The sequence below is a fragment of the Porcincola sp. LCP21S3_C12 genome, from assembly GCF_052118625.1.
Taxonomy (GTDB): Bacteria; Bacillota; Clostridia; order Lachnospirales; family Lachnospiraceae; genus Porcincola.
The window spans coordinates 47,332-70,278 of the sequence record NZ_JBQKGW010000010.1 but is presented as its reverse complement, the minus strand read 5'-3'; the positions used below and the strand labels follow the sequence as shown (position 1 = coordinate 70,278).

Annotated in this window: 19 protein-coding genes; all 19 read left to right on the top strand. The window is 53.7% G+C overall.

All coding sequences use genetic code 11. From position 1 onward, the window contains the following. Positions 1-2 precede the first annotated feature (2 nt). The 19 genes from ACTQ1N_RS07085 to ACTQ1N_RS06995 all read left to right on the top strand — a co-directional run bounded on the left by ACTQ1N_RS07085 (position 3) and on the right by ACTQ1N_RS06995 (position 22,924). A complete protein-coding gene (locus ACTQ1N_RS07085; RefSeq protein WP_441955979.1) occupies positions 3-1,430 on the top strand; it encodes an oxaloacetate decarboxylase subunit alpha in 1,428 nt (475 codons plus the stop codon). Between the two features lie 170 nt (positions 1,431-1,600). Next, positions 1,601-2,620: an acyltransferase family protein gene (locus ACTQ1N_RS07080; RefSeq protein ID WP_441955977.1), complete on the top strand. Its 1,020-nt coding sequence runs from the start codon at positions 1,601-1,603 to the stop codon at positions 2,618-2,620. After that, positions 2,617-3,093: a rhodanese-like domain-containing protein gene (locus ACTQ1N_RS07075; RefSeq protein ID WP_320807773.1), complete on the top strand. Its 477-nt coding sequence runs from the start codon at positions 2,617-2,619 to the stop codon at positions 3,091-3,093. The genes ACTQ1N_RS07080 and ACTQ1N_RS07075 overlap by 4 nt, the downstream gene beginning before the upstream one ends. Positions 3,094-3,127: 34 nt before the next feature. Continuing rightward, positions 3,128-4,810: a hypothetical protein gene (locus tag ACTQ1N_RS07070; protein WP_441955975.1), complete on the top strand. Its 1,683-nt coding sequence runs from the start codon at positions 3,128-3,130 to the stop codon at positions 4,808-4,810. A gap of 145 nt (positions 4,811-4,955) precedes the next feature. After that, positions 4,956-5,669, top strand: a complete 714-nt coding sequence (locus ACTQ1N_RS07065; protein ID WP_441956021.1) for a L,D-transpeptidase — start codon at positions 4,956-4,958, stop codon at positions 5,667-5,669. Between the two features lie 43 nt (positions 5,670-5,712). Then, positions 5,713-5,886 (top strand): hypothetical protein, encoded by a 174-nt coding sequence (locus ACTQ1N_RS07060; protein WP_441955973.1) that lies wholly within the window; start codon positions 5,713-5,715, stop codon positions 5,884-5,886. A gap of 219 nt (positions 5,887-6,105) precedes the next feature. Beyond that, the gene (locus ACTQ1N_RS07055; protein WP_441955971.1) at positions 6,106-6,426 is read left to right on the top strand and encodes a L,D-transpeptidase; all 321 of its coding nucleotides are present in this window, start codon (positions 6,106-6,108) and stop codon (positions 6,424-6,426) included. A gap of 292 nt (positions 6,427-6,718) precedes the next feature. After that, a complete protein-coding gene (locus tag ACTQ1N_RS07050) occupies positions 6,719-9,403 on the top strand; it encodes a YfhO family protein (protein WP_441955969.1) in 2,685 nt (894 codons plus the stop codon). Between the two features lie 10 nt (positions 9,404-9,413). Continuing rightward, entirely contained in the window at positions 9,414-12,296 is a 2,883-nt protein-coding gene (locus ACTQ1N_RS07045; protein ID WP_441955967.1) for a YfhO family protein, read from the top strand. A gap of 47 nt (positions 12,297-12,343) precedes the next feature. Further along, the gene (locus tag ACTQ1N_RS07040; protein ID WP_441955965.1) at positions 12,344-13,354 is read left to right on the top strand and encodes a glycosyltransferase family 2 protein; all 1,011 of its coding nucleotides are present in this window, start codon (positions 12,344-12,346) and stop codon (positions 13,352-13,354) included. After that, positions 13,354-14,532 (top strand): ATP-grasp domain-containing protein, encoded by a 1,179-nt coding sequence (locus ACTQ1N_RS07035; protein ID WP_277067099.1) that lies wholly within the window; start codon positions 13,354-13,356, stop codon positions 14,530-14,532. Before ACTQ1N_RS07040 ends, ACTQ1N_RS07035 begins: the two co-directional genes overlap by 1 nt. Beyond that, on the top strand, positions 14,532-15,818 hold the full coding sequence (locus tag ACTQ1N_RS07030) for a phenylacetate--CoA ligase family protein (protein ID WP_441955962.1): 1,287 nt from the start codon (positions 14,532-14,534) through the stop codon (positions 15,816-15,818). The genes ACTQ1N_RS07035 and ACTQ1N_RS07030 overlap by 1 nt, the downstream gene beginning before the upstream one ends. Positions 15,819-15,919: 101 nt before the next feature. Beyond that, positions 15,920-16,615, top strand: coding sequence for a UMP kinase (gene pyrH / locus ACTQ1N_RS07025; RefSeq protein ID WP_441955960.1), 696 nt, complete (start codon positions 15,920-15,922; stop codon positions 16,613-16,615). 81 nt (positions 16,616-16,696) lie between these two features. Continuing rightward, complete coding sequence (gene frr, locus ACTQ1N_RS07020; protein WP_154526441.1) at positions 16,697-17,245, top strand: ribosome recycling factor; 549 nt, start codon at positions 16,697-16,699, stop codon at positions 17,243-17,245. 165 nt (positions 17,246-17,410) lie between these two features. Continuing rightward, positions 17,411-18,160 carry a polyprenyl diphosphate synthase gene (uppS, locus tag ACTQ1N_RS07015; RefSeq protein ID WP_441955958.1) on the top strand — a complete coding sequence of 250 codons (750 nt, stop codon included), beginning with the start codon at positions 17,411-17,413 and terminating at the stop codon, positions 18,158-18,160. Positions 18,161-18,174: 14 nt separating this feature from the next. After that, complete coding sequence (locus ACTQ1N_RS07010; RefSeq protein WP_441955956.1) at positions 18,175-19,005, top strand: phosphatidate cytidylyltransferase; 831 nt, start codon at positions 18,175-18,177, stop codon at positions 19,003-19,005. 180 nt (positions 19,006-19,185) lie between these two features. Next, complete coding sequence (locus ACTQ1N_RS07005; protein WP_441955954.1) at positions 19,186-20,337, top strand: 1-deoxy-D-xylulose-5-phosphate reductoisomerase; 1,152 nt, start codon at positions 19,186-19,188, stop codon at positions 20,335-20,337. Positions 20,338-20,357: 20 nt separating this feature from the next. Continuing rightward, the gene (locus ACTQ1N_RS07000; RefSeq protein WP_441955952.1) at positions 20,358-21,479 is read left to right on the top strand and encodes a M50 family metallopeptidase; all 1,122 of its coding nucleotides are present in this window, start codon (positions 20,358-20,360) and stop codon (positions 21,477-21,479) included. Between the two features lie 257 nt (positions 21,480-21,736). Then, positions 21,737-22,924 carry an ABC transporter substrate-binding protein gene (locus ACTQ1N_RS06995; RefSeq protein WP_441955950.1) on the top strand — a complete coding sequence of 396 codons (1,188 nt, stop codon included), beginning with the start codon at positions 21,737-21,739 and terminating at the stop codon, positions 22,922-22,924. The last annotated feature ends 23 nt before the right edge of the window (positions 22,925-22,947 follow it).

The following is a 22,947-nucleotide window of genomic DNA, read 5'->3' as shown; positions in this document are numbered from 1 at the left end:
CAATGGCAGATAAAACAGTAAAGAAGCCAATCAAGATTACTGAGACTGTCCTGCGTGACGCGCATCAGTCTCTGATTGCAACCCGTATGCCGACCGAGGAGATGCTCCCGATCATCGATAAGATGGACAAGGTCGGATACCACTCCGTGGAGTGCTGGGGCGGTGCGACATTTGACGCCTCCCTTCGTTTCCTTCACGAGGATCCGTGGGACAGACTGAGAAAGCTTCGCGCAGGCTTCAAGAATACGAAGCTGCAGATGCTGTTCCGTGGACAGAACATCCTGGGCTACAGCCCGTATTCGGATGATGTTGTTGAATACTTTGTTCAGAAGTCCATCGCAAACGGTATTGATATCATCCGTATCTTCGACTGCCTGAATGACCTTCGCAACCTGAAGACGGCAGTCAAGGCGGCAAATAAAGAGAAGGGACATGCACAGATCGCTCTGTCCTACACGCTTGGTGATTCCTACACGATCGACTACTGGGTTGACCTTGCAAAGAGAATCGAGGATCTTGGCGCAGATTCCATCTGCATCAAGGATATGGCAGGCCTTCTTCTTCCATACAAGGCAGTCGAGCTTGTCGGCGCCCTGAAGGAAGCGGTCGATATCCCGATTCAGCTGCACAGCCACTATACCTCCGGCGAGGCTTCCATGACCTACATGAAGGCAGTTGAGGCAGGCGTCGATGTCATCGATACCGCTATGTCGCCGTTCGCACTCGGAACCTCCCAGCCGGCAACCGAGGTTATGGTTGAGGCCTTCAGAGGAACGCCGTACGATTCCGGACTGGATCTGAAGCTTCTGTGCGAGATCGCAGATTACTTCCGTCCGTATCGTGAGAAGTGCCTGAAGGATGGCCTGATGAACCCGAAGAATCTGGGTGTCAACATCAAGACGCTGCAGTACCAGGTACCGGGAGGCATGCTTTCCAACCTGACCTCTCAGCTCGCAAAGATGGGACAGGAGGACAAGTTCTACCAGGTGCTCGAGGAAGTGCCGCGCGTCAGAAAAGACTTCGGTGAGCCGCCGCTGGTTACCCCGTCCTCTCAGATTGTGGGAACCCAGGCTGTCATGAACGTCATCTCCGTCTCCAACGGCGGACAGCGCTACGACATGGTTCCGCAGCAGTCCAAGGATCTTCTGTGCGGCAAGTACGGCAAGACCGTCAAGCCGTTCAACAAGGAAGTCCAGAAAAAGTGCATCGGCGACGCGAAGGTAATCGACTATCGCCCGGCGGACGATCTTGAGCCGTCCCTTCCGAAGTACGAGAAGGAAGTCGCACAGTGGAAGCAGCAGGATGAGGATGTCCTCACCTATGCACTGTTCCCGCAGGTTGCAGTTGACTTCTTCAAGTATCGCCAGGCGCAGCAGACCGGTGTCGATCCGGCAGCCGGCGACAAGAAAGACAAAGCATACCCGGTATGATATAAGGACCCAGTCGCAGAATAAAAGCCAGGCGGCGTGCTCTGCACGCCGGACTGGCTTTTTTCTGGCGACGTCAAAATCATGAGCATGAAAGGCAGCTGAGCCACGCGAAGCTGCCGAAATGCGAATGATTTCAGCGAAAATCTTGAACATGAAAGGGTACTGATTGCATGGCGAAGGAGCGTTTCAGGGCGGTTGACCTTGCAAAGGGAATCGGCATCATTCTTGTCGTGCTTGGCCATTCCCTCAAGCAGACAGAAGTCGATGCAAAGTGGATCAGGGTGCTGGTGTGCCTGATCTACAGCTTTCACATGCCTCTCTTCTTTATGCTGTCCGGATTTCTTGCCCGGAAAATTCTGCGCATGGAAACCTACAAAGAGAGGTTTCTCTACATCAAGGACAGAGCTGTGCGCCTGCTTGTTCCGTATTTTGTGATCGGGGGTTGCTATATCCCGGTCAAGCTGAAGCTGAGTGCCTATGCGGTCAAACCGTTCACGCTGAGAGACAGCCTGAAGCTTCTCATCGGACAGAACCCGGATGTATCGCTCTGGTTTTTATATGTTCTGTTTGTCATCTCCGCCATCTGCGCGCTGTGTGTGAATGAGTGCAGCTTCCGTGACATTCTCTATGGATCGGCGGCCCTCTGTGCCGCGTCCTGGTGGGTGAATATCCCGATCAACACACCTAAATACCTGTTCTTTTTCCTCATAGGGATCTGGCTCAGGCTGAAATATGAGGATCTTCAGAAGGAAGGGAGCCGGTATCTCTTTGAAGGGCAGGGTCTTCCGGTCTTTTTTGCACTGATCCTGTTTCTTATATTCAATAGAATCTACTTTCATAACGGCGTCAACATCTTCAGACTTGGCAGCAGCGTATGCGGAATCTATGTGACGCTGTGGCTTTGTGAGGCTATGCTGAAGCGGGTGGATGGCAGCAGACTTGTGCACATCCTTGAAATGACCGGGCTGATGAGCATGGACATCTATATTCTGCACGAACCGATCATGACAGCTGCAAAGATTCTGTTCTGGAATAAACTTGTTCTGCCTTATCCGGCTGCGACCTTGTTCATCTTTCTGTTTGCAATGCTTCTGCCCTATCCGATTTCAAAGGGGATTGTGCGGAGGGTTCCGGTGTTGAAACTTCTCCTTTTCGGTGAGAAAAACCCTGACAGGAGGACCATGGATTGAGATCATACAGAAAAAGAAAGATGACATCGCGTGAGAAAATTGCGCTGATTACTTTTCTGACAAGCCTTGTGACCGGCCTGTGCGCCGTTTTTCTGCTGACCCGATCTGTCCGTCCGAGTGCCGGGAAACCCTACGAGATGCTGGAAGTGACGGATGCAAGAAAGTACATGAGCTATGAGAAAAATTACATGGTGATTGACGTCAGAGAACCGGAACTGTATTCAGCCGGACATCTTCAGAGGGCTGTGAATATCCCGTATTCAGAGCTTGTGAAGAAGGCACCGGCGATCCTGCGCGATAGCAGTCAGTCCGTCTATGTCTATGGAAGTACGCTTGAGGAGAGCTGTGCAGCCGCACAGAAGCTTTCTGACATGGGATACAGCGGCGTCGCAGAGATCGGAAGCTATGCAGACTGGCAGAAAGATTTAATCGGGACGGAGACAGAGAGTCTGATGGGCGCGACAATCGAGTGAGCAGCCATATTTCAAGAGGGAGAGCAAAATGGTGATGAAGAAGGCTTACGCATTGCTGAGCAGAAACAGGAAGAAGGTCTGGTTTTCCGCAGCCCTCAACGCTCTGTTTCTTTTGCTGCTGTTGGTTGTGACAAGGCCGTATTTCGAGACCAACGATGACATTACGCTGGCAGGCTTTTTCAATCTGTCCAGAGGCACGCAGGATGCATGGACAAATATATCAAACGGTCTGTTTGGTGTGATCGTCGGGGCATGCTACAGGCTGACGGCTCAGATTCCCTGGTATATTCTGTTTCTATACGGAGCGGCTTTCTTCTCCCTGACGACGGTTACCTATGTTCTCCTGAACCGCTTCGAGGGGTGGTCAGGACTGATGCTGTCAGGCGTCCTGCTTGCATATTTCGGGTATGAATGCTACACAGCTGTGAATTTCACCAAGATCGCTGCCTGTGCGGGTGCGGCGGGGATTTTCCTGATCTATGACAGTGTCCGGGATGGACGCGCAAAGATTCCGGGAATCGTGATCGGAAGTCTGGTGATCCTGATGGGGTACCTGATCCGGCCTGAGGAGGCGCTCGCCGCAGCGGTTTCGACCGCGGCCGGCGCATTTTTCCTGATTTTGCGGATCCGCAGGGAGGAACAAAAGGGAAGACGGCTTCGCCGCCTGGGGATGTATGTGCTTTCGGTTATCCCGGCAGTCCTGCTGATTGCAGCAGCGAAGGAGTACGACACCTTCCAGGTGAAGAGCAGTGCCGGGCGGACAGCATACCAGGAATACACCACCGCACGTTCCAACCTGCTCGATTACGATTTCCCTTCGTACAACGGGCATGAGACGGAATATGAGAAGCTTGGTATCAATCAGAATGCCTGGACGCTGTACAAGGGGTGGAATTTCTATGACCCTGATAAAATGTCTGTCCAGGTGATGCAGGAGATCGCGAAGTTTCAGCAGGAGCGAAAGATCGACAAAAAGCTGGTGAAGGATTTTATCGCTCTGTATCCGGACAGGTTTTTCAGAAACCAGATATTTCTGATCTACCTCTTTGTCCTGATACTTGTGATTCTGTACGGAAGTCACAGTGCAGAGGGTGTTGCGAGCGTATTGCTTCAGATCTTCCTGCTGGGAGGCTTGTTCTTCTATCTGTTCTATGCCGGCAGATACGGGGTCAGACGCGTCGATGTCGGAATCTGGTGGGGCGGCACGCTGGGACTTCTGGTGGTACTGGACCAGAAGAATATACATTTCAACCCGAAGGCCGCAGCCTCAGTTATGCTGTTTGCCCTGATTATGAATCAGATGACGTGGGCGCCGCATTACCGCAGACAGACGGTGAATGCCCGTCTGGAGGATCTGAACAAGCAGAACTACGTCAGCCAGATGTCCAATGATACAGATCATCTGTATATCTGCCTTTCGAACTGCTATTATCCCGCAGGCGCGTATGGACCTTTTGACCGCGTCCCGGTCGGCGCGACGGCCAATATTATCACGCTTGGCGGATGGGCGACAAAGAGTATCCCGTACATGTCGGTTTTTCAGCGCTATGGAATTGAAAATCCTTACAGAGATATGATTGACAACGAAAAGGTCCGGCTCGTCGCGGATAGCCCGGAGCGGGTGCTGACCTATCTGCATGATTATTATGACGCGGACTGCACGGCAGAGAAAGTCGGGACAATTGGGGATCACAATCTTTATGTCTTTCACTCCTGAGACTTAAGAAACTCTTAAGAGATAACTCAGAGGATCAACCTTGAATGAACTCAATTTGAAATGGTACGATTGTAGTGGCTTCAGACAGGGGTGAGGGTTGTATGGGGCTGAAAGAGCAAATACAGGAGATGAGAGGGTGGGAGAGATGAAAAAGCTTCGGAAACTGCTTCTGATGGCAGTGATCTCAGTTATGATGCTGATCCCGGCGGATCTGGCCTATGCGGAAGTGAGAATTCCGGCAATTCAGCCGGGTGAGCCTATCCAGAGGGTCGATACGCTTGCGTGGCAGGCAACCTTGAAAAAAAACGGGCGCTTCAAGGCAGGTACTCGTGTGACTGTCATAAAGGGCGGTTCAAAGTGTATCATCAAGCTGAAAGGTCATAATTACAAGATTGCAAGCAGGTATTTGAACTTTAAGAAGGATCTGGCAAGCATTGTCGGCGGCTCCGACTACAACACGTCGACCAAGATTGCGTTTGCCAACCAGAAGACGCGCACGAGCAAGACAAGTTATCTGATCTGGGTATCGCTTGATAAACAGCGGCTGAATCTTTACAGAGGATCCAACCGGAGATGGGAGCTGGTCAAGGTGTTCAAGTGCACAACCGGTATGATGAACATGACACCAGTCGGAAACTTTACCATCGGATGGAAGAAACACAGCTATACCGGTCAGTATGGATCGCCGCTGTATTTTTATATGGAATTTTCAGGAAGCGGATTCCACAGATGGCCCGGGAAGGGTGTCGGGACAATCGGTACGCATCCGCAGTCACATGGATGCATTCGTCTGAGAGAGAAGGATGCAGTCTGGCTGTACAAGAATGTACCGACGAAGACGAAGGTCGTTATCTACTGAGAAGAAAAATCGGCCTGTCAGATATAGATAAAGAAGGTGCAAGATGAAAAAGCTTCACAGACTGTTACTGATTATGATGACGTCTTTTCTACTTCTGGTTCCGGCTGATGCGGCCTTTGCGGCGAAGAAGTCTTCTGTCATCCGGCCGGGAGAGTCTCTCCAGCAGGTCCGGACACTTTCCTGGAAAGCGACGCTGCTGAGAAACGTGCGGACATAGTACGGGAGATTCCGGGCTGGCACGGTTGTCACGGTTGTCAGAGGCGGCGCAAAGTGCATCATCAGGCTGAAAGGTCACAACTACAGCATTTCAAAGCAGTATCTGAGCTTCGGCGAGGATCTGGCAAGTGTTGTCACCAAGGGTGATTACACCAAGCGCATTAAGAACACTTATATCAACAGTGCCGCACATAAGAGCAAGTCAAAGTATCTGGTCTGGGTGTCGCTTGACAAGCAGAGAGTGAATGTCTTCAAGGGATCGAATAAAAAGTGGAAGCTTGTGAAGGTATTCAAGTGTACGACAGGCCGTGACAACTCCACACCGATCGGAAACTTTACCATTAAGAGCAAGGTGCCGAACTACAACGGGCTTGCCTACTATATGGCGTTTTCCGGAAGCGGGTTCCACAGATGGCCGGGGGCGGGGATCAGTTCGATCGGTACCCACACCCAGTCGCATGGCTGCATTCGTATGACAGAGAAGGATGTGGTCTGGATGTACAATACCCTCCCGGTGGGGACTAGGGTCTGGATCTACTGAGGACGGAGCCTGGGCAGAGGCAGGAGAGGACAGATGCCGATGGAAACAAGACCATCGCCAGGATGGGCGTTCAGGCGATGAGGACCGGCAGAGGTTGGATAGGGCAGATGCCGATGTAAGGCAGCTGCCCTTTTACTATGGCAGGAAGGGACAGGCTGCCCAAAACCTGAAAAAGTCTGGATGAAGAAGCTGCTGACCAGTCAGCCGAACCACTGGAATGAGGTTTGCAATTTCAGAGGAATCACGGTAGAATTGAACGAGCATGAGTATCGATTCTGATTGGGAGCTGCATGTGAAAAACCATTCGAAAAGAAGATACACAGCCATCTATACAGTCTTGTTTCTGATCGTCAGTCTGGCGGTCTTTTTTTCGTTCATTCAGCACGGCAGGAGCCTGGTTTGTACGGTGGATGGCGAGTCCCAGTATATTGTCTATCTGCGCTATATGGGCCAGTACATCCGGGATACCGTTTCAGGCTTTCTACATGGCAGTTTCCATTTCAAACAGTTCGATTTTTCCATCGGAATCGGAGACGACATCGGAGCGATTGTCCGGTTTCATCCGCTTGATTTTCTGGCGGCGCTGGTTCCGGCATCCTGTGCGGAGGAGATCTATGCGGTGATCCTGCTTTTGCGTTTCTATCTTGCAGGGCTTGCGTTCTCCGCGTATGCGTACGCCTCCCCTTCGTTCATATATGCGCACCAGGAAAAGGAAGGCGTCTTTCCTGCCTGGCAGAATGTTCTGTCCGGCAGCCTGGTCTACGTCTTTGGCGGGTACATGCTGATTCGGGTGACAAACCATCCAACCTATGCTGCGCCTTTCATCGTCCTGCCGCTTCTCCTGCTCGGCATGGAGAGAGTGGTGGCTGAAAAAGGAAACCTTCTGTTCATTTTTTCCGTCTTTCTCGGCTTCTGGAGCAACTACTATTTTATGTACATCTGCTCCATTGCCCTGCTGGTCTATGCCCTTCTCCGGTATCCTGAGATCGTAGAGAAACACCGGCTCAGAGCATTTCCGCGCTATGCCGGCAGGCTGATTCTGCTGTACCTGGTCGGACTTATGATGTCGATGGCGACATTCCTTCCGGCGATGCTGCGGTACCGCGGCTCCTACAGGCTCAGCCAGACAAGCGAGATGCAGAGCCTCTGGCTGTATGCCGATAAGAGACGATATGTGGCATGGTTTCTGAACCTGATCAGCCCATACCAAAGTTCCGGCAATGGGCTGGACCTCAACTTTGCTGTGGTTGTTCTGCCTGCGCTTGCGGTGCTGTTTACAAAGCGTTATCGAAGACGCCGTACACTGAGGGCGTCCCTTCTGCTTGAGCTGGCGGCGCTGCTGGTACCGGTTTTCGGCTACATTTTTGCCGGCATGAACAATGAAAACAACCGCTGGATGTTTCTGATCGCGCTTTCACTCGGCATGTGCTGTGTGACCGTCATCGACGTTTTTGCGGATCTGAAGGGAGCCCCTCTTCGAAATGTCCTTCTGGTCAGCTTTCTGTTTCTGGCCGGGACGGCGGCGGAGCGGGTGCTGAAGAGGCCGAACCGCTATAATGAGGCCGGGGCGGCGGAGCTTCTTGCATTTCTGCTTCTGCTGTTGGTCCTTCGGCGGATGAAGGCTTCAAAAGAAGCTGTTCGGACGGCTGTGCTTGCGGCGGTCATCATTTCCACAGGAATCAACGGATTTCTGACATATGCGCCGGAAGGAGGAAATCGCGCCGCGGCCTTCCAGCCTGCAGGGGATACCACGCAGAAATATGAGAAGCTGGACAGAAGAGCGGCCGCCTGGATTCCGGACAATCGTTTTTACCGGGTGGATGCCGCAGACGTACGGCACGGGCTCGAGAATTCTGCGGAGTATTTCGGCTACAACAGCATCGGGATGTACAATAGCATCCTGAATTCACAGCTGATCCGGACGCTCCTGGATGAGAACAACGCGGGGCTGGATGCGGTCACGCAGGTACATGATCTGGATGGCAGGCCGGTCGCCGGGAACCTTGCCCATGTGAAGTATTATATTGCTGGTGCAGGAAATGAGGGCAAAGTGCCGTACGGCTTTGAGAAGAGAGAAGACCTTTCCAGCCTGAGCGCGGAAACGGAGGTGTATGAAAACCGGTATCTTCTGTCTGCAGGCTTTACATCTGACAGCTTCATCACCTGGGCCAATTACCAAAAGCTCAGTGACATCGAGAAGGAATGGGTGAAGCTGGATGCCGTGGTACTTCCGGCGGAAGATTCGGATCTAGAGGAGAAACTCAGGGCGGAAGGTCTCAGGGAAGTGGAGAAACCCTCGGCTTCAATCAAAGCCGAGCCCCTCAAGAGCCCGGATCTCACAGGCGGACAGGGGCAGCTGTCGTTCCAGGCCGGAAAGGGTACCTGCAGTTTCCTGAGACTGAAGGGACTGACTGGAGCCGGGACTTCAGAGGAGCTGACCATTACCTCGGAGGGCATCCGGACGACCGTACGAGTTCGCAGCAGCCGGGATGTCTACACCCTCGGGCGGAAGGATTATCTGATCAACCTTGGATATAACGAAGAAGACCGGCCGAGAACGGTGACGCTGACCTTCAGCGGGCATGGGGCACGGTCACTTGAGTCAGCTGAGCTTGTATCGGTTTCCATGGATGGGTACGAGAGCAGAATCAAGGCGCTCAATGAGGAATCTCTTCAGAATGAACAGATCGAGGATGGCCTTCTGACCGGCACCATCACGAACACTGAGACGAAGCTTGCGGTCTTCACCGTTGCGGCCCAGCGTGGATGGACGCTCTATGTGGACGGAAAAAAGACAGAGCCGGGCACCTGTGACGGCATGTATCTGGGGACGCTGCTGTGCCCGGGGACACATGAGATCCGGCTTCAATATCGCACGCCCGGCCTTCGGGCAGGTGCTTTATGCGCGCTCTGCGGCCTGATCCTTTTTGGACTTGCGGCTCTGAGACAGCGCAAAGGAAAAATCAGAAAGAGGTGAGGTCCGGCCTATGAGTGATCGAAAAAAATATGGGAAATATCTGCTGGTTTATACAGCCTTGTTTTCCATCATTTTTCTCCTTGTCTTTTCTCCCTTTCTGCTGCAGGGGAAGAACCTGATCGGGAAGGGGGACGGACAGTCTCAGTATATTCTCCAGCTTCGCTATATGGGGGAATGGCTCAGAAAGACGGCCGGAGGCTTTCTTCACGGGGACTTTCATCCGGACCGCTTTGACTATACGATCGGGATGGGGGATGACATCGATGCGGTTGTCCGGTTTCATCCGCTGGATTTTCTTTCCATCTTTGTCCCGGCATCCGGGACAGAGGCACTCTATTGTGTTCTGACGGTTCTGCGCTGCTTTCTGGCAGGGCTCAGCCTCTCGGCATTCGTGTTTCACTTCCGGAAAAGCCGGACGGCGGCGCTTTCAGGGGCGCTTCTCTATGTGTTCTGCGGATTTACCTTCGGGCTTGGGATTGTGCATCCGACGTATCTTTCGCACATGATTCTGTTTCCGCTGATGCTTCTCGGTGCGGAGCGGATGATGGACCCGGAGCGGAAAAAATCCTTTGCGCTTTTTACAATCTGCGTTGCACTGGGATTTATCAGCAACTATTACTTTATGTATATCAGCTCCTTCGGCCTTCTGGGATATGTGCTGATTCGTTTCTTTGACCTCTACCGGACAGACCGGCTGAAACAGTTCGGACGGCTGCTGGTCAGCCTGTCGCTTGCCTATCTTCTGGGACTGGCGCTCTCCGGTATCTTTCTGCTGCCGGCGCTGGCACGCTACAAGTCCAGCCTCCGGGCTGTTCATGAGGCGGAGCGCAACAGTCTTCTTTTTTATGAGGACAAAAGGAGATATCTGGCGTGGTTCCTGAACCTGGTCACGCCGTATGAGGCTTCCGGAAATGGAACACACCTCAACTTTGCGGTGACGCTGATGCCGGCAGCTGCGCTGGTTTTTTCGTCCGCGGGGCGAAAATCATCCTACCGCCAGATTCGCACTGGACTGGTTGCACTTCTTTTCTGCCTTCTCATCCCGGGCGCCGGCTATGTGCTGGCAGCGATGAACAATGAAAACAACCGATGGGTGTACCTGATCGCATTTGCGGCAGCTATCGCTGTGAGCTTTACAGCCGAGGAAGTCTCTACGCTTCAGAGACGCGACAGACGATTCCTCCTGTTTGTGACAGGGCTCTTCGATCTGGGCTGCGCAGCCTGGTTCTGGATGACGCGGGAGGCTGTCTTTCATCTGGCAGCGGCGGCGGAGCTGACGCTCTACACGGCAGTTCTTCTGTACCTGAGCCGCAGGAGAGAAAACAAGAGGGGAAAAAAGAAGCACGCAGAAAGTCATGCCGAACGAGTTGTTCTGCTTTTTACAGCTGGCTCAGCCGCGCTGGCCGGATGGATGACCTTCTCGCCGGGATTCGGCAATCTCGCGGCTTATTATCAGGAGAAGGGGACGGCCTTCAGCCGGTATGATCAATCCTCCTACGCGGTTTATACAGACACACCTCTTTTCACAGGGAAAAACGGAGCCGACGCTTTTGCGGGCGGATTTTACCGGGTGGACAGTGTGCGGAGCGCTTACTGGGAGGACAATTCTTCCCTTGTCCTGAGACAGCCGGGTGTGCAGATCTACAACAGCATTGTCAATGCCAGCCAGCTGCAGGCAATGATTGACCAGAAAAGCACCGGCATGACATCGATCCTGCACATCCAGTCGCTCGACGGAAGGACAGCTCTTGAGGAGCTGGCAGGCGTCCGCTATTTTGCCGTCGATGCCGCCAATGTGGCTTCCGTGCCGTATGGTTATGAAAAGCAGCCGCTTGCATCCCGCAGGAAGCTGGCACTCTATGAGAACCAGTATCCGCTTCCGTTCGGGTTTACGACGGACACCGTGATCTCCAGGGAAGACTATGAGGCCCTCAACCCGGCAGCAAAGGACCTTGTTATGCTGCGGGCGGCCGTGACCGAAGAAAGCAATAATACAGTTGAATCCGGGCAGGGGCAGAGAGGCAGCGCCGAGACGGATAAAACAAAGCAGGGGCGCACGGCTGTCAGCGTTCAGACTGGTGAGACCGGACCGGCACAGAGCGCTGGTCTGAGAACCACGGATGGAAAAGAGGAAGAGGACTCTATCCTCCGGGAGGAGGTAACCTTCGAGCCCGGCGACGGTGTGACCAGGAATGACAGCAGGCTTGTGACCGGAAAGAAGGGAGGAAGTCTGTCCGTCTCCTATGAGAAGAAGGCGGGGTATGAGTGCTATCTAAGCCTGGAGGGCCTCAGGCTTCTGGGAGGCCGCAGTCTTTCCGCAGCTGCGTATGTGAAGGCGGACGGCATCAGCAAGGGGATCCTGCTGTCGGCTGCAAACAGTGCCTACACCAAGGGAGATAACGATTACATTGTGAACCTGGGAACGGCGTCCGGGGATGGAACAGGGACGATCCGGCTGGTGCTTCCGGAAGGAATCTGCGTATCGCTTGAGAGGAGTGAACTTTTGTACCTTCCGATGGCGGACTACGAGGAGAAGGTTGCCAGACTCAGCGAGGACAGTCTGCAGCATGTGACATTTGACGGCGACTCGGTCATCGGGGAGGTCAGCCTGGACAGTCCGCGCTATATGGTCTTCCAGATTCCATACAGCGGCGGCTGGGCCATCGAGGTGAACGGAAAACAAAAGCGTCCGGAACGGGCAGATTTATGCTATCTGGGCGTGCGCCTTGAAGAGGGAACCTCGCAGATCCGTCTTGTCTACCATTCGCCCGGACTTCGGGCGGGCATTCTGTGCTCATCCGCAGGGCTGGTGTTGTTTGCCGCTGCCTTCGCGCTGGCGGCCAGGAGAAGACGTCTTCGCAAAGCTGGGAACGATCGTACACATGTGGTATAATCTGGTAGACTTCAGGCTGGTTTTCAGCCGGATATAGAGGTTTTTTCATGTTATATACAGTTGTGATTCCCTGCTACAAATCGTCCAGGACGATCCGGAAGGTTGTCGAGGAGACGATGGAGCAGTTTGAAAAAATGAAAGCCGGAGAGCTGGAGTTTGTCCTGGTGGACGACTGCAGCCCGGATGACGGGGCGACAGTGCGCGCACTTCGCGGACTGGTGCAGGATTATGACAATGTCAGGGTGGTGGAGCTTGCCAAGAACGCCGGACAGCATAACGCGACCATGGCCGGGCTGAATTATGCCTCCGGTGATTTTATCATATCCATGGATGACGATGGACAGACCAGTCCGACGCAGCTGCCGAAGCTTTTGGCAGAGATCAAAAAGGGATATGACATCGTATACGGTTATTACCCACACAAGCAGCATTCCAAATTCCGTAACTGGGGAAGCCGCTTCAATCAGTGGACGACACGTGTCCTCCTGGACAAGCCCAAAAACATGAAGACCAGCTCATTCTGGATCATTCGACGGTTTGTCAGGGACTATGCAGTGCAGTATAGGAGTGCATACACGCACCTTCAGGGTGTATTTCTGAGGGTGACGCGGAACATCAGCTGCATTCCGGTTGAGCATTTCCGGAGGCGGGAGGGGCAGTCAGGCTATACCTTCAGAAAACTTGTGCAGCTCTGGAGCAATATCATCGGATTTTCAATCGTACCCCTCCGGATGGCGACGGTGCTTGGGAATATCTTTGCGGCAGTGGGGCTGGTCGGCATCATTGCCGTGATTGTCCGGAAGCTGGTCAGACCGGTGACAGCAATCGGATGGCCCTCGATTATGGTATCGATCTTCTTCTTCTCCGGACTGATTCTGATGTTTATGGGGCTGATCGGCGAGTATATCGGCCGTATCTTCCTTGGTTTATGTAATAATCCGCAGTATGTTGTCCGGCAGATTGATGAACGGGGGAAAAGGCCCTATCTGGTCAATGAAGACGGGCAGCAGTTTGAGTTGAAAAAGGGTGTGGATTGGAGAAAGGAGCGTGAGACATAGTGAAAAAGCTGATGGTCATGGGTGCAGGAATCTATCAGGTTCCGCTGATCAAGGCAGCCAGGGAGATGGGGATTTACACGATTGCCGTCTCTATTCCGGGGAATTACCCGGGATTCGGATATGCCGACGAGGTGCTCCATATCAACACGGTTGACTCTGAGGCAGTCCTGAAGGCGGCACAGGAGCGTCAGATCGACGGGATCTGCACAGCCGGAACCGATGTCGCTGTGATGACAATCGGACGCGTCAACGATGCCCTGGGCCTTTCGGGCATTTCCTACGAGGCGGCGAAGATTGCCTGCGACAAGGTTTTGATGAAGCAGGCCTATGAGGCAAATGGTGTCCGGACGGCAAAGTACCGCAAGGTCTATTTCAACGAGGACGTCAATGAGAAAATCAAAGGGCTGGAATATCCGCTGATTGTGAAGATCGTGGATTCCTCCGGAAGCCGCGGGATCACGAGAGTCGACAGCCCGGACAGACTGCAGGCGGCGATCCTGAATGCGCAGTCCTTCACAAGAAAGGATTACTACATTGTGGAGGAGTTCATCATTGGCCGGGAGTTTGGCGCCCAGGCCTTTGTGATGGACGGAAAGGTACAGTTTGTCCTTCCGCACGGCGACTATATCTTCCTTGGGAGCACAGGGGTGCCGGCCGGACATTTCGCACCGTACGCGCTTTCCGAGGAGGGTGAGCGGGATTGCATCGAGACGACGGAGAAAGCGATCCGCGCGATGAAGCTCGACAACTGTGCGGTGAACTGCGACTTCATCATGAGGGACGGCAGGACGTACGTTCTGGAGATTGGGGGGAGATCAGGTGCGACCTGTCTGGCAGAGCTCGTCTCGATCTACTATGGCTATGATTATTACCGAAAGATCATCCAGGTCGCGCTGGGTCAGAAGCCGGATTTCCCAACGGACAAGGCGGTTCCGAACGCGTCGAAGCTTTTGATGAGCGACCGAGACGGCACGATCTTCTCGCTGGCGAACCGAAACCCGAAAGACAGTGAGCATATCGTCGAGGTCAAGTTTGACTATACGGTCGGCGACACTGTGAAAAAATTCCATGTCGGTCCGAACCGCATCGGCCATGTGATTACAAAGGGCGGCACGCTCGCGGAGGCGACAGCCGCTCTTGACAAGGCACTGGAGCATATTGAGATAGGGGTCAGCTGATGGACGCAGCAGGAGAGAAGAAATGGATGAATCTGTACCTGTTCTCCGATCTGCCGAAGATGGCACATCGGATACCGAAGGACTTCACCCATGTGATGAAGCTTCAGAACGAACGGGTGCAGGCGCTTGCAAGGCGGGCATATGAGATTCCGTTTTATAAGGAACGGTTTGACCGGGCAGGACTCAGTCCAGAGGATATCCGGACCGGGGACGATCTGACGAAGCTTCCGGTTCTGACGAAGGATGAGCTCAGAACATGGATGGGCGGCCTGAAGGATCAGCCGCAGTACAAGGACTGGATCTGTGATACAACCTCCGGATCGACCGGGAAGCCGGTCTCGGTTCTGTTTTCCCCAAAAGAGAAGGCCTACATGAAGGCAAACTGGTACCGGGTCATGCTGGTGGCGGGCTATAACCCGCTGACCGGAAAGACGATGAGCCGGATCAATGCTCACGATGAGAATGCAGGCGGAAGAGACACCTTTCTTCAACGGTTTGGTGTCTTCAGACACAGGTTTGTCAATCAGTATGCCTCCGAACAGGAGATCATAGATGCCATCAATGCGTACAGACCGGACTGGCTGTACATGAACAAGACGGAAATGATGCGCTTCGTTCTGTACGCGCACCGGACGGGGAAGAAGGTCTGGCATCCGAAGTTCTATGACGCCATCTCGGAGAAGGTGACGGAAAATGACCGGAAGCTGTTCAAGGAAGTGCTGGGCCCGGGGATCATCGATTCCTACGGAACGGCGGAGACCGGGGCAGCGATGATCCGGCTGCCTGACAAGGATTATTACGTGGTTCACAACGATTCGTTTGTCGTGAATGTGGTCGACGATGCGGGGAAGCTCTGCCAGCGGGGAAGGGTTGTCATTACGCCGCTGTACAAGACCGATCTGCCGCTGATCAACTACGAGGTCGGAGACCGGGCGGTCATGAAGGTAAAGGGAGGCGTTCATTTCATCACAGAGGTTGAGGGCCGGCTGAATGATTATTTCCGCTACGAGGATGGCCGGGTGACCAGCTTCTTCGAGGTAACACCGGTTATCGCACACTGTGCGGATATCCTCCAGATCCGGTTCATCCAGAAAAGCTACGACCTGATCCATGTGCAGATCGTCCGGGACGAGAAGGCCAGGATGACGGAGAAGGAGCTTGAGACGTACCTTGAGACGAATCTGAACCAGATCTTCAAGAAGCCGTTCCGGTTTGAGTTCGAATGGATGAAGGTCATTCCGCCGGACAAGAACGGGAAGCTCCGGATGATTGTCTGCGAGGTGTAGAGCTCCGCTCAGATGAAAATGTGGGCGGCCGATGAATGGATGACATCAGAGCTGTCTCTATGGTAAACTTGTGCTAATAAGCAAAAGTCGGAGGCAAGAACATGAAACGGGTACTTTTAAAGCTGAGCGGGGAGGCACTCGCAGGCAGCAGAAAAACAGGGTTTGACGAGGAGACGGTCGCAGGCATTGCCAGGCAGGTGAAAACGCTGCATGACGAGGGCATACAGATCGGAATCGTGACCGGCGGTGGAAACTTCTGGAGAGGAAGATCCAGCGAACATATGGATCGGACGAAGGCGGATGAGATCGGCATGCTGGCAACGGTCATGAACTGTCTTTACGTATCGGAAATTTTCCGGTCTGAGGGGCTTCAGACGCATGTGATGACACCCTTCCAGGTCGGTGCATTCACGGAGCTGTTTTCGAAGGATGCAGCCGTGTCGGCGCTGGAAAAGGGAGAGATTGTCTTCTTTGCAGGCGGAATCGGACATCCGTACTTCTCGACAGATACGGGGACGCTGCTGCGCGCGATCGAGATCGAGGCGGACATGATCCTCCTGGCGAAGTCGGTTGACGGCGTTTATGACTCCGATCCGAAGGAGAATCCGGAGGCCAGAAAATATCGGGAAATTTCAATCGATGAGGTGATCAGAAAGGACCTGGGTGTCGTGGATATGACGGCCTCGATTCTGGCAAGAGAGAATCATATGCCGATGCTGGTGTTCGGGCTGAATGAGGAGGAAAGTATCCTGAAGGCGGCCAGAGGGCAGTCTGACGGAACCTATGTCACAGTCTGAAAAAACGGCGCCGGGACAAAAGAGGGAAATACAACGAGCTATGAGCGCCTCAGGAGGCGCCGCATGAAGGAGGAAACAGGTATGGACAGCAGAATACAGCCTTTCGCAGAGAAGATGAGAAAGACCTATGAGTCAATGGAGGAGGATTTCAAGACCGTGCGTGCCGGACGCGCGAATCCGGCCGTTCTGAGCCGTGTCCGTGTCGAGTACTACGGCTCTGAGGTTCCGGTTTCTCAGGTGGGAAATATTACGGTGCCGGAGGCACGGATTCTTCAGATCGCACCCTGGGAGCCGTCTATGGTAAAGGCCATCATCAAGGCCATCAACATGTCCGATATCGGAATCAACCCGACGACGGATGGAAAGGTGATCCGCCTGATCTTCCCGGAGCTTACAGAGGAGAGAAGAAAAGAGCTTTCCAAGGAGGTCAAGAAAAAGGGCGAGGCGGCGAAGGTTGCCATCCGGAACATCCGCAGGGATGCCGACAAGGCTTTCAAGAAGCTGAAGGATGAGATCTCGGAGGATGAGCTGGCGGATCTGCAGGATGATCTTCAGAAAGAGACGGACAAGAAGATCAAGGAGATCGACAAGGCGATCGAGGCAAAGACGAAGGAAGTCATGACCGTCTGACCAGGCAGAATCGCACAGCCTGATCGCGCAGCCTGATCGCGCAGGACCGCACGGACTGACTGCGGACTGGAAGAGCTGTCAGGAAAAGGTCACCGTTCAGGCGGCTGAATGGATGCCGGGACTGTTGGAGAATGGCCCTGACATCGGATGCAGGGAGGAATCAGCATGGATGTACCGCGTCATGTAGCAATCATCCTCGATGGAAACGGACGCTGGGCAAAGTCCAGAAGAATGCCAAGGAATTACGGACATGTCCGCGGAGCGGCGAATGTCGAGACCATCTGTCGCGCGGCAGATGACATGGGAATTCAGTATCTGACCGTCTACCTGTTTTCAACGGAGAACTGGAGGCGGAATCCTGAGGAGGTCACGTCTCTGATGAAGCTGTTTCACAGCTACACACGGACCTGTATCCGGCAGGCAAGGGAAAACAACATGAGATGCCGGGTGATCGGGGATCCGACGGCGCTTGACGCACAGCTTCAGGCAAGTCTGAGGGAACTGGTCGAGTCATCCAAAAACAACACGGGACTGAATTTCCAGCTGGCGCTCAACTATGGCAGCAGGGATGAGATCGTGCGGGCTGTGCGACGTACGGCGCAGGCATACAGGGACGGTTCCATCTGCTCTCTGGACGAGATTACGGAGGATTCGTTTTCGGCGATGCTCGATACGGCCGATATTCCGGATCCGGATCTTCTGATCCGGACAGCGGGGGAACAGCGGCTTAGCAACTATCTGCTGTGGCAGCTGGCCTATGCCGAGCTTTACTTTACCGATGTGCCCTGGCCGGACTTTTCCAGAAAGGATCTAGAGAAGGCAGTGGAGGTTTATCAGCAGAGAACCCGCCGTTTTGGAGGCCTCAACGCAGGAGAAGAGGACAGCCCGCAGGAAGCAAGGCTTCATAGAGGCTGAAAAGGAGAAGAAAGATGTTTGTGACACGGCTCATAAGCGGAATTGTGCTGGTTGCGATTGCGCTTCTGGTGAATCATGTGGGAGGACCTCTGCTTCTCCTGACGATGCTTGCTATCTCGCTGATCGGGATGTTTGAATTATTCCGCACGGTAAAGATCAGAGAGAAGGGGACGAACAGCCTGACCACCGCAGCCTATGCCGGGGCGGTGCTCTGGTATGTGGCAGTATGGCTCGGACATGTGTATGGTGAACGCTTTGACCATTTTTACGTTTCCTTTCTGGCAGCGGGATTGATCATTCTGCTCTTTGTATATGTATTTACCTATCCGAAGTATCATGCAGATCAGGTGATGGCTGCGTTCTTCGGCATCGTGTATGTGGCTGTCTGCCTGAGCTTCATCTATCAGACGAGGGAGCTTCCGGATGGAAGATGGCATGTATGGCTGATCCTGCTGTGCTCCTGGGGATGCGATACGTCGGCTTACTGCGTTGGCCGGCTGTTTGGCAGACATAAGATGGCACCGGTGCTCAGTCCGAAGAAATCGGTCGAGGGCGCAGTCGGAGGTGTCATCGGTGCGGCGCTTTTCGGCGGAATCTATGGGGCCTGCATCAGAGGGAAGGTTAGCGCGGATATCAATGTCGTTCTTGTGTATATAGTGGTGTGCGCCATCGGCGCGCTGATTTCCATGGTTGGTGATCTGGCGGCTTCGGCGATCAAGCGCAACATGGAGATCAAAGATTACGGTCATCTGATTCCGGGACACGGCGGAATTCTGGATCGCTTTGACTCTGTGATCATTACGGCACCGATCATTTATTTTCTCTGCAGCGTCCTGCGGTTCTGATCCGGGAATCTGAGATTCCAGAGCAGAAGGTGGAAGACTGACAGCCCGGAAGACTCTTCCGGGCTGTTTTTGTAAGGGTGACCGTTCATCATCGAGTGCGGAGCGCGAGATCATGTCGGAGCCGCCGAATCGAGCAGGACAGGGGTATCCGCGGAGGATCCGGTTTTTGGAGGAAGAGAGATGAAAACGATATCGATACTTGGGAGTACGGGCTCCATCGGAACACAGACGCTGGATGTGGTCAGACATCAGAAGGATGTGAAGGTGGCGGCGCTGGCAGCGGGAAGGAACATCCGGAAACTGGAGGAACAGATCCGGGAGTTTGAGCCGCGTATCGCAGCGGTCTGGGACGAGGCGGACGCGCGCGAGCTGAGACAGAAAGTTGCGGATACATCCGTCCGGATTGTCTCCGGGATGGAAGGTCTGATTGAGGCCGCGACGGTTCAGGAAGCAGACCTTGTGTTTGGTGCGATCGTCGGCATGATCGGAATAATCCCGACCATCGCGGCAATCCGGGAGGGAAAGGACATTGCCCTCGCAAACAAGGAGACACTGGTCTGTGCCGGTCATCTGATCATGCCTCTGATTCGGCAGTACCATGTGCATCTTTATCCGGTCGATTCGGAACATTCCGCCATCTTTCAGTGTCTGAACGGCGAAAATCCCGGGCGGATCGAGAAGATTCTTCTGACCTGCTCGGGAGGGCCGTTCTACGGATACAGCCGGGAAGCGCTCGAAAGGGTTACCGTTTCGGATGCCTTGAAGAATCCGAACTGGAATATGGGAAGGAAGATCACGATTGACTCTGCCACGCTGGTAAACAAAGGACTCGAGGTCATGGAGGCAGGCTGGCTGTTCTCCGTCACGGCAGATCAGGTCGAGGTGGTGATCCAGAGGCAGAGCATCGTCCATTCAGCCGTTCAGTTTGCGGACGGAGCGGTAATCGCGCAGATGGGGATGCCGGACATGCGCCTTCCGATACAGTATGCGATGTTTTATCCGGACAGGCGGCCGATGGAGACAGAGCGTCTGGAGCTGTTTCAAATCGGGAGCATCAGCTTTGCCCGTCCGGACATGGAAACCTTCAGAGGGCTTCCGCTTGCATATGACGCGATGAAGAAGGGCGGCTCGATGCCGGCAGTTTTCAATGCGGCCAATGAGGCGGCTGTCGCACGGTTCCTGGATAGAAGGATTTCCTTCCTTCAGATTTATGAAATCATCGAGGAATGCTGCAGCATGCATCAGGTGATTCCGAATCCGACGGTACAGGAGATCCTGGATGTGCAGAAGAGTGTGATCGAGCATATCAAAGCTGAATGGGACAAGGACTGAGGAGGGATTGAGAGAGCCGGATGAATATCCTCATTGCGATCATTGTATTCAGTGTCCTGATCCTGTTTCACGAATTCGGACATTTTCTCCTGGCAAGACTCTGCAGGGTTCGTGTCATCGAGTTTTCGCTCGGGATGGGTCCCCGCCTTCTTTCGCATGTATCACATAGGTCCGGGACAAGGTATTCTCTGAAAGCACTTCCGTTTGGCGGGAGCTGTGAGATGCAGGGGGAGTTTTCAGAGGAGGATGGGAAGGAAGACGAGAAGGAAGACGAAATGGAGGGAGAAGCGGGCGGAAGAGAGGCAGGAGGCGGCAGCGGCGGCTCGTTTGAGAGCAGACGGGTCTGGCAGCGGATGCTGATTGTGGCGGCAGGTCCGGTCTTCAATTTCCTTCTGGCGTTTCTCTTTTCGCTTTTTCTGATCGGGCAGGCAGGATATGATCCGCCGGTTGTTCTTGAGGTCGAGTCCGGATCGCCGGCTGCGCAGGCTGGCATCGAGGCGGGCGACTGGATCACAAAGATCGGACGGTCCGCGATCTCCCTCCAGAGAGACATTTCGGTCTATACCATGCTGCACAGCACGTCGTTTTCATCCGGGCAGCCGGTTACCGTCTGCTGGACACATGAGGGAGAAGAAAGGTCGGCTCAGATCGTTCCGGAGGAGAGCGCTGACGGGCGGCATTTGCTTGGCATCTCTACCTCCTCCCAGTACCGGCTTCATGGCGGGATTCTGACGACGGTCCGCTACAGCTTCCTGGAGACAGGATACTGGATTCGGATCACCTTCGACAGCCTTGGCATGCTGCTGAGAGGCCAGGTTTCCGCTGACGACGTCTCCGGACCGGTCCGGATTGTCAAGACAATCAGTGACACGGTGGAGGAATCGCGGGAGGACGGGATGCTGTACGTGTGGCTGAATGTCCTCCAGATTGCGATCCTGCTGTCGGCGAACCTCGGTGTCATGAATCTGCTGCCGCTCCCGGCGCTGGACGGCGGGAGACTTCTGTTTCTGGTGGCGGAAGCGGTGACCAGGCGGAAGCCTGACAGAAGGTTCGAGCAGGCAGTCAATTATGCCGGATTCATGGTACTGATGGGACTGGCTCTCCTGCTGGTGTTCCATGACCTTCAGACAATTTTTCGATAATCTGGTAAAAATATCGAATTTCATCTGCTTCCCGGGTTGGCGGGTGAGGGCCGATTTGTGATGCGAACGTGCAATTATTTCCCTAAAAAATAGGAACACGAAAAATAATTGGAACAATAATTTAAAGATACAAATTATTGTTGTGCATTCTTACCTAAAAGAAATCGAAATATTTTTCAAAAACAGCACATTGTACCCTTGAAAGCAGTGCGACAGCGGTGATACAATACGCTCAATTCATAAAGGAGGACACGATTATGAAAAAATTTTTATGTGTTGCGATGTCTGGCGTACTGGCTGCGTCCTTCGCAGTCAGCGCATCTGCTGCTGATAAGATAAAGGTCGGCGGAATCGGGCCTACGACCGGACCGGCTGCCATCTACGGAACGGCTGCCATGTATGGTGAGCAGATCGCCGTGGATGAGGTGAACAAGGCAGGAGGGGCTGTCCAGTTTGACTGGAAGTTCGAGGATGACACACATGATGCCGAGACCTCTGTCAATGCCTACAACAGCCTGAAGGACTGGGGCATGCAGATTCTGGCAGGAACCGTCACCACGAACCCGTGCCTGGCAGTCGGCGCAGAAGCGGTCAATGACAACATGTTCATGATGACACCGTCCGCTTCTTCACAGGATGTCATCGATACAGGTGACAATATCTTCCAGATTTGCTTCACGGACCCGAACCAGGGAACTGCTTCCGCAGACTATATCTCCAGCAAGAAGCTCGGAACAAAGATCGGTGTCATCTACAATTCTTCCGATGCGTACTCAAGCGGAATCAACACGAACTTCCAGGCTGAGGCATCCAAGGTCGGCCTTCAGATTGTCGCGAATGAGGCCTTCACGGATGATAACTCCACCGACCTGACCACTCAGGTTCAGGCCTGCAAGGATGCCGGTGCAGATCTTGTCTTCCTTCCGATTTACTACACACCGGCCAGCCAGATTCTGAAGGCTGCAAACGACATGGGCTACAAGCCGAAGTTCTTCGGATGCGACGGCCTGGACGGAATCCTCGGTGTCGAGGGCTTCGATACTTCCCTTGCTGAGGGCGTCATGTTGCTGACCCCGTTCGTCGCAACATCCGCGGACAAGGCGACACAGGACTTCGTCGCAAAGTACAAGGAAGTTGCAAAGGGCGATACGCCGAACCAGTTCGCAGCAGATGCCTATGATGTCATCAAGGTTCTTGCAAAGGCTGGGGAGAAGGCAGGTATCACAGCTGATATGAGCGCTTCCGATGTCTGCGATGCACTGAAGGCAACGATCACGGATCCGAGCTTCACCTATGACGGCCTGACCGGTACCGGGATGACCTGGGATGCTTCCGGCGCTGTCAGCAAAGAGCCGAAGGGCATGATCATCGAGAATGGTGAATATCAGCCGATCGACGGTGAGAGCGTCAGCGCTTCCACCGAAGCTGAGACAGAGTCAGAGTAATCGATTGGCTTTCCAGGGAAGGG

What these genes read in the sequence shown, in the direction of transcription:
- ACTQ1N_RS07085 (WP_441955979.1), top strand. Translation starts at nt 3, where the DNA reads ATGGCAGATAAAACAGTAAAGAAGCCAATCAAGATTACTGAGACTGTC.
- ACTQ1N_RS07080 (WP_441955977.1), top strand. Translation starts at nt 1,601, where the DNA reads ATGGCGAAGGAGCGTTTCAGGGCGGTTGACCTTGCAAAGGGAATCGGC.
- ACTQ1N_RS07070 (WP_441955975.1), top strand. Translation starts at nt 3,128, where the DNA reads ATGAAGAAGGCTTACGCATTGCTGAGCAGAAACAGGAAGAAGGTCTGG.
- ACTQ1N_RS07065 (WP_441956021.1), top strand. Translation starts at nt 4,956, where the DNA reads ATGAAAAAGCTTCGGAAACTGCTTCTGATGGCAGTGATCTCAGTTATG.
- ACTQ1N_RS07060 (WP_441955973.1), top strand. Translation starts at nt 5,713, where the DNA reads ATGAAAAAGCTTCACAGACTGTTACTGATTATGATGACGTCTTTTCTA.
- ACTQ1N_RS07045 (WP_441955967.1), top strand. Translation starts at nt 9,414, where the DNA reads ATGAGTGATCGAAAAAAATATGGGAAATATCTGCTGGTTTATACAGCC.
- ACTQ1N_RS07040 (WP_441955965.1), top strand. Translation starts at nt 12,344, where the DNA reads ATGTTATATACAGTTGTGATTCCCTGCTACAAATCGTCCAGGACGATC.
- ACTQ1N_RS07030 (WP_441955962.1), top strand. Translation starts at nt 14,532, where the DNA reads ATGGACGCAGCAGGAGAGAAGAAATGGATGAATCTGTACCTGTTCTCC.
- pyrH (WP_441955960.1), top strand. Translation starts at nt 15,920, where the DNA reads ATGAAACGGGTACTTTTAAAGCTGAGCGGGGAGGCACTCGCAGGCAGC.
- frr (WP_154526441.1), top strand. Translation starts at nt 16,697, where the DNA reads ATGGACAGCAGAATACAGCCTTTCGCAGAGAAGATGAGAAAGACCTAT.
- uppS (WP_441955958.1), top strand. Translation starts at nt 17,411, where the DNA reads ATGGATGTACCGCGTCATGTAGCAATCATCCTCGATGGAAACGGACGC.
- ACTQ1N_RS07010 (WP_441955956.1), top strand. Translation starts at nt 18,175, where the DNA reads ATGTTTGTGACACGGCTCATAAGCGGAATTGTGCTGGTTGCGATTGCG.
- ACTQ1N_RS07005 (WP_441955954.1), top strand. Translation starts at nt 19,186, where the DNA reads ATGAAAACGATATCGATACTTGGGAGTACGGGCTCCATCGGAACACAG.
- ACTQ1N_RS07000 (WP_441955952.1), top strand. Translation starts at nt 20,358, where the DNA reads ATGAATATCCTCATTGCGATCATTGTATTCAGTGTCCTGATCCTGTTT.
- ACTQ1N_RS06995 (WP_441955950.1), top strand. Translation starts at nt 21,737, where the DNA reads ATGAAAAAATTTTTATGTGTTGCGATGTCTGGCGTACTGGCTGCGTCC.